The sequence below is a fragment of the Daejeonella sp. genome (genome assembly GCF_044342615.1).
Taxonomy (GTDB): domain Bacteria; phylum Bacteroidota; class Bacteroidia; order Sphingobacteriales; family Sphingobacteriaceae; genus Daejeonella.
On record NZ_JBIIPN010000084.1, the window covers coordinates 1 to 11680 of the forward strand.

14 protein-coding genes are annotated in these 11680 nt (G+C 34.0%); 8 read left to right on the forward strand and 6 right to left on the reverse strand.

The window, feature by feature from the left end; all coding sequences use genetic code 11:
- From ACIQ0D_RS08360 to ACIQ0D_RS08370, 3 genes are all read left to right on the forward strand, one after another.
- A partial coding sequence (locus ACIQ0D_RS08360) for a 4Fe-4S dicluster domain-containing protein (protein WP_395804596.1) occupies positions 1-403 on the forward strand: 403 nt, incomplete at its 5' end.
- Positions 404-522: 119 nt separating this feature from the next.
- Positions 523-1926 carry an MBL fold metallo-hydrolase RNA specificity domain-containing protein gene (locus ACIQ0D_RS08365; protein WP_395804598.1) on the forward strand — a complete coding sequence of 468 codons (1404 nt, stop codon included), beginning with the start codon at positions 523-525 and terminating at the stop codon, positions 1924-1926.
- A 50-nt stretch (positions 1927-1976) separates the two neighbouring features.
- Positions 1977-3326 carry a M20/M25/M40 family metallo-hydrolase gene (locus tag ACIQ0D_RS08370; RefSeq protein ID WP_395804600.1) on the forward strand — a complete coding sequence of 450 codons (1350 nt, stop codon included), beginning with the start codon at positions 1977-1979 and terminating at the stop codon, positions 3324-3326.
- Here the strand turns inward: ACIQ0D_RS08370 and ACIQ0D_RS08375 are convergent, their stop codons facing one another.
- Genes ACIQ0D_RS08375 through ACIQ0D_RS08385 form a run of 3 tightly spaced genes read right to left on the reverse strand, consistent with a single transcriptional unit; the run spans position 3327 to position 5216 of the window.
- Positions 3327-4127 (reverse strand): ABC transporter permease, encoded by an 801-nt coding sequence (locus tag ACIQ0D_RS08375; RefSeq protein WP_395804602.1) that lies wholly within the window; start codon positions 4125-4127, stop codon positions 3327-3329. It abuts the gene before it with no gap.
- Between the two features lie 6 nt (positions 4128-4133).
- Positions 4134-5033, reverse strand: a complete 900-nt coding sequence (locus ACIQ0D_RS08380; protein WP_395804604.1) for an ABC transporter ATP-binding protein — start codon at positions 5031-5033, stop codon at positions 4134-4136.
- Positions 5034-5039: 6 nt separating this feature from the next.
- Positions 5040-5216 carry a hypothetical protein gene (locus ACIQ0D_RS08385; RefSeq protein WP_395804606.1) on the reverse strand — a complete coding sequence of 59 codons (177 nt, stop codon included), beginning with the start codon at positions 5214-5216 and terminating at the stop codon, positions 5040-5042.
- 198 nt (positions 5217-5414) lie between these two features.
- Between ACIQ0D_RS08385 and ACIQ0D_RS08390 the strand changes: the two genes are divergently transcribed.
- The gene (locus tag ACIQ0D_RS08390) at positions 5415-6425 is read left to right on the forward strand and encodes a sensor histidine kinase (protein WP_395804608.1); all 1011 of its coding nucleotides are present in this window, start codon (positions 5415-5417) and stop codon (positions 6423-6425) included.
- A 1-nt stretch (position 6426) separates the two neighbouring features.
- Positions 6427-7146: a LytR/AlgR family response regulator transcription factor gene (locus ACIQ0D_RS08395; RefSeq protein ID WP_395804610.1), complete on the forward strand. Its 720-nt coding sequence runs from the start codon at positions 6427-6429 to the stop codon at positions 7144-7146.
- A gap of 2 nt (positions 7147-7148) precedes the next feature.
- On the opposite strand, the gene ACIQ0D_RS08400 is transcribed toward ACIQ0D_RS08395, so the two are convergent.
- The 3 genes from ACIQ0D_RS08400 to metK form a co-directional block, all read right to left on the reverse strand.
- Positions 7149-7883 carry a lysophospholipid acyltransferase family protein gene (locus ACIQ0D_RS08400; protein WP_395804611.1) on the reverse strand — a complete coding sequence of 245 codons (735 nt, stop codon included), beginning with the start codon at positions 7881-7883 and terminating at the stop codon, positions 7149-7151.
- Positions 7884-7926: 43 nt separating this feature from the next.
- Entirely contained in the window at positions 7927-8481 is a 555-nt protein-coding gene (locus ACIQ0D_RS08405; protein WP_395804613.1) for an NUDIX domain-containing protein, read from the reverse strand.
- A 67-nt stretch (positions 8482-8548) separates the two neighbouring features.
- Positions 8549-9805 (reverse strand): methionine adenosyltransferase, encoded by a 1257-nt coding sequence (gene metK / locus ACIQ0D_RS08410; protein ID WP_395804615.1) that lies wholly within the window; start codon positions 9803-9805, stop codon positions 8549-8551.
- Positions 9806-10014: 209 nt separating this feature from the next.
- Here metK and ACIQ0D_RS08415 point away from each other — a divergent pair, with 209 nt between their 5' ends.
- The 3 genes from ACIQ0D_RS08415 to ACIQ0D_RS08425 form a co-directional block, all read left to right on the forward strand.
- The gene (locus tag ACIQ0D_RS08415) at positions 10015-10887 is read left to right on the forward strand and encodes a diacylglycerol/lipid kinase family protein (RefSeq protein WP_395804616.1); all 873 of its coding nucleotides are present in this window, start codon (positions 10015-10017) and stop codon (positions 10885-10887) included.
- Positions 10888-10891: 4 nt separating this feature from the next.
- Complete coding sequence (locus tag ACIQ0D_RS08420; protein ID WP_395804618.1) at positions 10892-11236, forward strand: translation initiation factor; 345 nt, start codon at positions 10892-10894, stop codon at positions 11234-11236.
- Positions 11237-11391: 155 nt separating this feature from the next.
- On the forward strand, positions 11392-11680 hold a 289-nt coding region (locus tag ACIQ0D_RS08425; protein WP_395804620.1), incomplete at its 3' end, for a phosphoenolpyruvate carboxykinase (ATP).

Consider the following 11680-nt stretch of genomic DNA (forward strand, 5'->3'; position numbering starts at 1 on the left):
TTCAGCATTTGATCGTATTCAAAGAGCTGGTGGTTTTATTTCTGTGAATACTGGTGGGGCTCCTGATGCGAATGTTACACCAATTCCAAAAGTTATTGCAGATGAAGCATTTAACTCGGCAACATGTATTGGATGTGGTGCTTGCGTTGCGGCATGTAAAAATGCTTCAGCTATGCTTTTCGTATCAGCAAAGGTTTCTCAGCTAGCTTTATTACCTCAAGGTCAACCAGAGCGTTCGCGTCGTGTGCAGGCTATGGTTGCGCAGATGGATGCAGAAGGCTTTGGTAGCTGTACTAATACAGGTGCTTGTGAAGCTGAATGCCCTAAGGAAATCTCAATTACAAATATCGCTAGAATGAACAGAGATTATTTTACAGCTAAATTATTTAAGTCTGAAGAATAAATATCTCTTATAGATATATAAAAACCCAGATATTTTAAAAATTTCTGGGTTTTTTTGTATCTTATCTTTTGATATTTTTTCAATTAATCTGGCGGAGGCCCTAAATAAAGGGATTTGATATGCGTATAAGTTTTCATGGTGCTGCAAAAAACGTTACAGGAAGTAAACATTTAATTAGGCTCGATAATGGTACAAAAATCTTATTGGATTGTGGCATGTTTCAGGGTATGGGAGAAGAAACAGATGCACTTAATGAGCACTTTGGTTTTAACCCAATGGATGTTGATTATTTAGTATTAAGTCATGCGCATATCGACCATAGCGGTTTAATTCCACGTTTGGTAGCTCAAGGTTTTAAAGGCGAAATTTATTGTACTGCCGCAACCATGGATCTAGTCCGGATCTTACTCATGGATTCAGCAAAAATCCAAGTACAGGATTCAGAATATAGCAATAAGCATAGAGCTCGAAAGGGCCTTCCTCTGCTTAAACCATTATACAGTGAAGACGATGCAATGGCTTGTTTACGTCAATTTCGCATTATTAAATACAATGAAGAAATACAAATTTCGGATGATGTTAAGCTTGAGCTTAGCGATGTTGGACATATTATTGGAAGTGCAGCGGTACATTTAACTCTTTTTGAAAATGGTAAAACAAGCCGTATAACCTTTAGTGGGGATGTGGGTCGTTATGGTGATTTAATTTTAAAATCGCCACAAACTTTTGAGCAATCTGATTATATCATTCTGGAATCCACTTATGGTGATAGCTTGCATGAAAAGGTTGAACCTGCCGAAGAATTAATTAGAGAGATTATTTATCAAACCTGTATTCTCCGAAGAGGAAAAGTTATTATTCCTGCATTTAGTGTAGGGCGTACACAAGAACTACTTTATTCTTTAAACCATCTTGAAGAAAGAGGAATTCTTCCAGATGTAAATTATTATGTAGATAGTCCCCTTTCAATAAAAGCCACCAATATTGTCAAAAGTCATCCAGAAAATTTCAATAAACATGTGCAGGATGTGATGTTACATGATGATGATCCATTCAACTTCAATAAATTGACTTTTATTCAAGATACTGCAGAATCAAAGGCATTAAATACAAATCATGAGCCGTGTGTAATTATTTCTGCTTCAGGCATGGCAGAAGCAGGCCGGGTTAAACATTATATCAAAAACAATATTTCTAATGAAAATAATACCATTTTAATGGTAGGGTATTGTGAACCTAATTCCTTGGGTGGCCGTTTAATGGCTGGTTATAATACAGTTTCAATCTTTGGGGAGGATTTTGATGTAAAGGCTGAAGTAAGATCTATTCGTTCGATGAGTGCACATGGTGATTATGAAGATTTATTGAAATTTATTTCCTGCCAAGATCCGCAAAAAGTCAAAAAGCTTTTTTTAGTCCACGGTGAAGAAAAAGTACAACAAGCCTTTAAGCTAAAAATTGAGCAAAAAGGTTTTGCAAATGTTGAAATCCCAGATAGGCATCAAGAATTTATGCTTGATTAAAATTTTTTAATTCCATCTTTTCTATATTTATATAAAATAACAAAAACATTATGAGATACATTTTTTCTATCATTTTTATTGCCTCAGGATTTATTAGTTGGGCACAAACTGCGATTGTTAAGCAAGATCAGCAAATAAAAACTATGGTTGATGAGGTTTCATCTCAAAATATAGAGACAGTTGTTAGAAAACTAGTGAGTTTTGAAACTCGTCATAGTATGAGTGATACTTTAAGCAAAACTATAGGTATTGGTGCAGCTCGTAATTGGATAAAAGCGGAACTAGAACGTTACTCTAAAGCATCTGGAGGCAGGTTAAAAGTTGAATTTGATACTTTTACGCAGGCTGCTGATGGTAGAAGAGTGGCTACCCCAACAGTTATGAAGAATGTGTTGGCAATACTACCTGGGACTGATCCCTTGGATGATAGAGTATTTATTGTCTCGGGCCATTATGATTCAAGGGCTTCTGATGTGAATGATGCTAAAATTTTTGCTCCTGGAGCTAATGATGATGCTTCTGGGACCGCTGCCGCGATGGAATTAGCAAGAGTAATGAGTAAATATAAGTTTAACTGTACCCTGATTTTTGTGGCTATGGTTGCCGAGGAACAGGGTTTATATGGTGCTGCTAATTTAGCAAAACGCGCCAAAGCCGAAAAATGGAATCTTGCTGGTATGATAACTAATGATATTGTTGGAAATACGTATGGAATGGAAACAGGTATTAAAGACAATAGAAGCGTTCGTATTTTTAGTGAAGGAGTATCTGTTGTTGAAACACCTGAAGAAGCTACTCGTAGAGCTAGCACTGGGACAGAAAATGATGGATCTGCTCGTCAGTTTGCAAGATATTTAAAAGAGGTAGGTGAGCGATACGTTGATCAATTAGATGTTAAACTCATTTATCGTCGTGATAGATATTTACGTGGGGGTGATCATACTCCATTTTCTCAATTAGGTTATGCAGGTATCCGCGTAACCGAAATGAATGAGAATTTTGAGCGTCAACATCAAGATGTACGTAAAGAAAATGGCGTTGATTATGGAGATTTGCCTGATTTTGTAGATTATGAATATACTCGTAAAGTTACCCAAATGAATTTGGCATCACTTGCCAATGTAGCACTCGCTCCAAGAGAGCCACAAAAGGTTGGTATTGTTACTAGTGGATTAACCAATAAAACTGAATTGAAATGGGAAAGCCCAGTAGGTGAAAAACCTGTTGGTTATTATGTTGTGATGAGAGAAACTACAAGCCCTATTTGGGAGAAAAAATTCTTTGTAACTGATACCAAGGCCGTGCTTAATTATTCAAAAGATAACTATTATTTTGGAGTTCAATCTGTTGATAATGAGGGACATGAAAGCTTGGTAGTAATTCCTAGGTCGGTTAGATAATTATTTAATGCTTCTGTTCCGAATAACAAAATAACCAATAATATAGGTTGAACCTGCAATAGCAAGGCCAAACCAAATTTCTTTGCTCATTAAATCAAAGTTGCTTATTTCACCTTTTTTGTTCACTAGATGTTTCATAAAGGCATTTATGGTGAGCATTGGATGGGTATAAGGAATTGTGAAGGCATACTTCCAGCCTAAATTGGCTGTAATTATTCCGAAAACAGTTAGTAAGAGTCCGATACCCATTGGTTTTAAAAAGTCCGACCAAAGTAAACTGAATAAAAATTGTATTGCCAAAATGCCTGTTGATGCAAGGAAAAGTTTAAAGTGGAGTTTGAAAAGTGTTGCGGAAAAACTGAATTCGTTAAATTTATATTCTGGCTTTAATAAATCAAGTATTGTTGCAGATATAATTATGAAAAAAGCAAATAATGTAAGGCATAGTGCATTTAAGATAAGTGCATAAAAGAATTTGGCTGAATAGATACTCCATTTCGGTATTGGTAATGAAAAAAGGCTTTTCCACATTTCCGTTCTATGTTCAATATTATTAATAGAGAAGCATTGAAATATAATTAATAAGGGTAAAAGCAAGCTTCCCATTACACCCATAAATGCACTGCTAAATCTTGCCCATTGCATTTCTGGGCTATAATTAGCCATTTTTTCTGCATGGGTGTAAAATCCTATAGAAACTAGTATACAAAGTATAAGAGGTAGCACTATTGCTGATAAAAAGGCAAGTGTTTTCCTTGTTTTAAAATATTCAGATGATAATGAAAGTAAAAAACCCCGCATAATTATCTATTGTGTGATAGTGAGAAATAAATTTTCTAGATCATCCTGGCTCTGGCTTAGGCTAAAAACACTATGATTGTTTGATACAAGAAGCTGATTAATTTTGGCAACTTGTTCCTTTGATTGGAATGGCAAATAAAGAGTTTCATTCACTAATTCTACAGAATAGCCCATGTTCAATAATAACTCTTTTGCTTTAGTGGGCATACTTGTTTGAATGAGTATTTGTTTTTTACTGATTTGATGTAATTCTTCTAAACTTCCTTGGAATACTAGTTTGCCTTGATTTATTATTCCTAAGTGGCTAACCATTTTTTCTACTTCAGATAACATATGGCTAGAGATAAAAACGGTTTTTCCCATTTCATAAACGAGTTTACGAAGTAGATTTCTTATTTCAATAATGCCATTAGGATCTAAGCCATTGGTGGGTTCATCCAAAATTAATAATTCGGGATTCGGTAAAAGTGCAAGCCCAATACCCAAACGTTGTTTCATTCCTAAAGAATATTTACCAGCTTTCTTATCGGCATGTTCGTTTAGGTCAACAAGACTTAAAATTTCATTTACTCTGTTAATCGGAATTTTAAGAAGTTGGGCACGGTTTTTTAAATTTTCTCTGCCGGTTAAATGATGATATATTGCGGGTTGTTCTATGAGAGAACCTATTCTAGAAAGGATGTTTATCCGGTTATGTTTAAATTCTTTACCAAATAGAAAAACTTTATTGTTTTCTGTTTGCAATAGGTTAAGTAAGATTTTAATACATGTAGTTTTACCAGCACCATTTGGCCCTATAAAACCATAAATACTCCCTGACTCAACATGTAAAGATACCTGATCTAATACCTGATTTAAACCAAAATGATAAGATAGATTTCTGGTTTCAATAATTTTATCAGGCACTCTTTATTATTTAATTACCGATTTAACAATCATTTTTAAACTTGGGACTTGTAATTTTAAGATGGTATGATGCTTTTCAATGGAGACTTCGTTATTATAATTAAAAGCAAATAAACCTAGTAACAAAAATACTGGAATAAGCAGCATAATAAAAGGAGAAGTGCAGTTTCTAAACTTTTTCATATCATCATAATTTGATGATGCAAATAAGTACTATTTAATTAATTACAGAAATGTATTAGACCAAGTTCCTTTTTTACAAGACCAACAGTGTTTTTCTTTTGCTTAAATTTAATAGTGTAAATTAGGCTGTTTGCAGATAGTTTTTGGCTTTTGGTCGAATCTAGTATCCTCTGGCAAGAGTAAATAATACTTTTATTTATGAATAAGTTGAAGCAGGTAATTCTTCATGCATGTATTTGGGCAGCAATCTTGCTATTTTTCATGTATTTGGCTAGTGATGGCAAGATTGTTCACTCTACAATTGTGCTTTTTGTTTATTTCGGCATCATAAACATCTCCATATTCTATATCAACTATCTTTTTATTCTCCCAACATTTTTGAATAAAAAGAAATATATATGGTGTGGTTTCGCCATGTTTCTTTTGATTGTGATAGGCGCATTCATTAAATGCGGACTTGCTTATTATTTTTATGATATTGTTATAAAAAGATATGGCGCTAAACAAATTATTGATTTTTGGGATTATTATTCGGGTGCAGCTTTTGTAAGTGCTGTCTTTATTACACTAGGAACGGTTTTGAAATTCATTTCAGATTGGTTTTTAAATGAGAAAGTTAAGAGCCATCTCGAGAATGAAAAACTTATTGCTGAGTTAGCATTTTTGAAGTCTCAAATTAACCCCCATTTTCTATTTAACTCACTCAATAATATTTATTCACTTGCCTATCAAAAAGCAGAGAAAACACCTGAAGCTATTCTTAAACTTTCTGAGATAATGAGGTACATGCTGTATGAGAGCAATGTAGACAAAGTAACTTTATCGGATGAAATTAGGTATCTTAAAAACTATATCGAGCTTCAGAAATTAAGGTTTAAAGATAATATTCATGTTAAATTTGAAATAATTGGTGACCCTCACGGGCATAAAATCACGCCATTGATTTTGATTCCATTTGTAGAAAATGCTTTCAAACATGGAATAGCCACCGATGTAGACAACCCGATTAGCATTACCTTAAACATATCCGAAGAGAGCCTGTTTTTTAATGTTTTTAATAAAAAGAGTGAGATGAATAAGGACATTACTGGTGGAATTGGATTAGCAAACGTTAAAAGGCGTTTAGAATTGCTATACAAAGATCACTTTAGCTTAAATATTGATGATAAGAACGATATTTATTCTTGTGAATTAAATCTAAATTTATAAAATGATACGTTGTTTGGTTGTTGACGATGAGCCATTAGCTCTGGATATTTTGGAAGATTATATTAGTAAGGTTCCATTTTTAACACTTGTTAAAACCACTACAAGCGCTATAGAGGGACTCTCGCTGGTTCAAAGTGATGCTATCGACCTGGTATTTTTAGATGTTCAAATGCCTGAACTTACAGGAATTCAATTTCTCAAAATCATCAATGGAAAATGCGATGTAATCCTTACCACTGCATATTCTCAGTACGCTCTTGATGGATATGAGCTTGATGTAGTAGATTATTTGCTTAAACCCATTGCATTTGACCGTTTTTATAAGGCTGCACAGAAAGTGCTCCCAAATTCAAATCATTCTAATTCAGGGAATTCTGATGCACCAATCGCTCAGAAAACACATGATTTTATCTTCGTTAAAACTGAGCACAAAATTCAAAAGATCTATCTAGATGATATACTTTATATTGAGGGACTCAAAGACTACATTTCAATATTTACGAAAACAGAGCGTATAATAACTTTACAAAATATGAAGAGAATGGAAGAGTCGCTTCCATCAAAATCATTTGTGAGAGTCCATAAATCCTATATAATTGCTTTAGCTAAGATTGAAAGTATAGAACGTAGCCGTATCCAAATTGGCGATAAAATTATTCCTATTGGCGATACCTATCGTGATTATTTTTTCAAGCAAATTGAAGATAAAAATATAGGTTAATCTTAAAAATATAGGGCTTTTTTTATAGCTTCTTCCGATTCGGCAACAATTTCATCAATTGTTTTGTCTGCGGGTTCAATGGGATCTAAAACCTCCCAACTTATTTTTTCAAAAGAACTTAAAGGAAATTTTCCATATTGAACTAGTTTCCATGATCCGTCGATAGCTATGGGAACAATTAGAGAGTTTGGTACCTTCTTGAGTAAGGTTGCTATCCCTCCGGCATTAAATGCTTTCATTTGGCCATTTTTAGCTCTTGTTCCTTCTGGAAAAATAACGGTCGACCAATTATATTTTTTCATTCGTTCAGCTAATTTTAAAATCTCAGCCACGGCTTGCTTACTATCTTTCCTATCAATGTTAGCTCCTCCACCATATTTCAAATTGAATGAGATACTTGGGATCCCTTTGGTGAGCTCTATTTTGGAAATGAATTTAGCATGATATTTTCTTAAAAACCAGATCAGAGCTGGAATATCATACATACTCTGATGGTTCGCAATAAAGATTATTGGCCTATTAATGGGTAAATGATGAGGGTTTTTGAAAGAAATTCTACTCCCCAATAAAGTATAGCTCCCCAATAAAAAGAAATTTAAAATGTCAACAGAGTGTTTATGTGCCTCTTGTCCTCCAATTTTTAAGCAAATCCATTGAATGGGATGAAAAATTAAAAGTAAAACACCGAAAAATAAATAGTGTATTGGTGTTAAAATATATCCCCAAATTTTATTCATGTATGTTTTTTTGATGTGGTAAAATTACAATCAATTTTAATTCTTATGAATTAAAATGGGTGATTTTAAGTTTTAAAATAGCGGCTACGCTCAAAGAGTCTGTTATTTCGCCATCTAATACCATTTGATAAGCCTCTAGGAAGGGTAATTTCCTAAGAACTAATTCTTCGGTTTCTTCAGGTTCTGATTCACCATAGCTTAGGTCTTGAGCAAGAAAAATGATGCCAATTTCATCACTTACCGAGTTTGAAAGATGAATCCTTTGTATTTCTGTCCAAGAATTGGCACTAATTCCTGTCTCCTCAAATAATTCCCTTTTTGCAGACATTAATGGATCAATTTGTATTGGTCCGCCACCCTCCGGGATCTCCCAACTATAAGATTTCAAAGGAAAACGATATTGTCCAACTAACCATGTATAGTTATTTTCATCGAGTACAATTATCCCAATGGCCAAATTTTTAAAGTTTACTTCGCCATAGATGCCTTGTCCACCACTTGGATTTATGACTTGATGTTCTGTCAAACTAATCCAAGAATTATCATAAATTTTTTTACTTGAAAGGGTTTTCCAAGGGTTTCTGTTTTCCTTTTCCATCTATACAATATTAAAAAAAAAGCCTTCTTTCTGCAAAGAAAGAAGGCTTTTTATCGGTTGAGAAATATTAAGCTAAATTGAAGGCTTTCTTAATTTCATCTATAAAATTAAGTTTTTCCCAAGTAAATAATTCTACCTCTAGAGTTTTTGAATCGCCGTTTGAGCCTTTGAAAGTTTTAGTAACGACTTCATTTTTACGACCCATGTGTCCGTATGCAGCTGTCTCCGAATACATTGGGTTACGAAGTTTTAATCTAGTTTCAATTCCGTAAGGAGTCATGTCGAAAATCGAAGAGATTTTTTGTGCGATTTCTCCATCTGTTAAATCTACATTTGCAGTCCCGTAGGTATCTACAAAAATTCCCATTGGATCTTTAACACCAATAGCATAAGACACTTGAACTAAAATTTCGTTACAAACACCTGCTGCAACAAGGTTTTTTGCGATATGACGAGTAGCATAAGCTGCAGATCGATCCACTTTTGAAGGATCTTTACCAGAAAACGCGCCACCACCATGAGCACCTTTTCCGCCGTAAGTGTCTACAATAATCTTACGACCTGTTAACCCTGTATCACCATGAGGACCGCCAATAACAAATTTCCCAGTAGGATTAATATGGTATTTAATTGCATCAGTAAATAATGATTGAAGCTCAGGTTTAAGTTGTGCTTTTACTCTTGGAATCAAGATTGATATGATATCATTTTGAATCTTTTTCTGCATCGCTACTTCTGAATCGAAATCATCATGCTGTGTAGATACCACAATAGCATCGATGCGCACAGGCTTATGGTCATCGCTATACTCAATGGTTACTTGCGATTTAGCATCAGGGCGTAAATAGGTAATATCCGAATTCTCTCTTCTTAAAAGAGCCAGTTCAGTTAAAATTTTATGAGCTAAATCTAATGCTAAAGGCATGTAATTTTCAGTCTCATTGCTTGCATACCCAAACATCATTCCTTGGTCGCCAGCACCTTGATCTTGTTTATTAACACGATCAACACCTTGGTTTATATCTGCTGATTGTTCATGAATAGCTGAGATAATTCCGCAAGAGTTTGCTTCAAACATGTATTCGGACTTAGTATAGCCGATTTTACGAATTACATCTCTAGTAATTGCTTGAACATCAAGGTAGGCTTGCGATTTTACTTCTCCAGCTAAAACTACCAGACCAGTTGTTACTAAAGTCTCACAAGCAACTTTAGAATCTGCATCCCAAGCAAGAAAATTATCAATTAATGCGTCTGATATCTGATCAGCTACCTTGTCTGGATGTCCTTCTGATACAGATTCTGAGGTGAATAAATAAGGCATAGTTTTTTAATAAATTATAAGTTTCGAAAAAACAATGCAGAAAAATGGAAATGTTACCGAACGGTTAAAAATTGCAGTATGTTTTAGCACTTTTTTTTACGTGGTTGCAATCAACGCAAATCGATCCACTTTTTTGCACTACAAAAGTAGGATAAATTTCAAGTTCTAAAAAAATTTAAGACTATTTTTGAGCTTTAATTTTAAATTTTTTGAAAAAAAATATTTTATTCGTTATTAACCCAATTTCGGGCGGAAAAAGCAAATTAAATTTTGCTGAAAAGGTTTTTAAATATCTGAATTTGAATCTCTTTGATCCGAGTTTTGAGTTTACACAATGGCATGGTCATGGAATTGAACTCACAAGAAAGGCAGTTGATGATGGATTTGATATAGTTGTAGCGGTAGGTGGAGATGGAACCATTAATGAGATTGCTTCAGTTCTTGAAGGCACTAAATTAGCGATGGGTATTGTACCCTATGGATCTGGTAATGGTTTGGCTAGGTCGCTTAACATCCCAATGAACGAAATAAATGCAATTAAAAGATTGAATGATTTAAAGTTTCAAGCCGTAGATTCAGGACTTTTCAATGGTCGGAAATTTTTCAATATAGCTGGTGTTGGCTTTGACGCCTTGATTAGTGCTCGTTTTGCCGAAAATGTAAAACGGGGCCTTTTTGGGTATTTAAAAACAATATTTTTTGAGATTTCAGCTTATAAAGCTCAAAATTATAAAATTGAAATTGATGGTAGATTAATTGAAAGAGAAGCTTTTATGATTAGTTTGGCTAATTCTTCTCAATTTGGAAATAATGCACATATTGCACCATTTGCCTCGTTAACTGATGGTTTTTTGGATATTTGTATTATTAAACCATTCCCAGTTTATAAAGCTTTCTTTTTGGGTATAAGAATGTTTACTAAAAGTACCCATAAATGTAATTTTGTAGAAATTTTGAGTGCTCGTAACATTAAAATTACTCGAGAAAATGTTGCTGAAGTGCATCTGGATGGAGAACCTATTCAAATGGGACTTGAATTAAATATCTCAATTAAACCACTTTCGCTAATTGTTTTAAATTAATAATATGTCAAAAAAAAGTACAGATTTCAAGGGAGTAGTTTATTCTACAAATCCTGACTTTGAATATGATTCTGAGCAATCGGAGGCTATAGAAACTTTAAAACCACAACATCAAGATTTACGTGTTCAATTGGATAGAAAGCAAAGAGGTGGTAAGGCAGTTACTTTGATAACAGGTTTTATCGGAACAAAGGATGATCTTGAAATGCTAGGTAAAAAGTTGAAACAAAAATGTGGTGTAGGTGGTAGCGCTAAAGACGGAGAAATTATTATTCAGGGAGATTTTCGTGAAAAAGTAATGACAATGCTTCAAGCTGATGGATATAAAGTAAAAAAAATTGGCGGCTAAAAACCGACAATATTTTGTTATAAAATACTGATAATTAGCATTTTAATACTTAGTGTAAAAAATACAGTAGTTTAAAATTTGGCAATTATTTATTAGGATAATTGCTAAAATGGGCATTGTTTTTGACTAGCTTGTGTGATAATTTAACGATTAGAATGAAGCTAACAAAATCTATCCCTGATTTACAATATTTAAAGCTTGATAAGGCGCAAGTTATTCATTACCAACTATCTCCATCCGAATTAATTGAAAACTCAATTGCTAATGGTGAAGCTATACTAGCTGAAAATGGTGCACTAGCGGCGGATACTGGCGAGTTTACCGGTCGTTCGCCACGTGATCGATTCATAGTGTGTGATGAAATTACTGAACAATCAGTTTGGTGGGGTGATGTAAATATCAAATTTGATGCATTAAAATTTGATGCTTTATTTGATAAAGTGA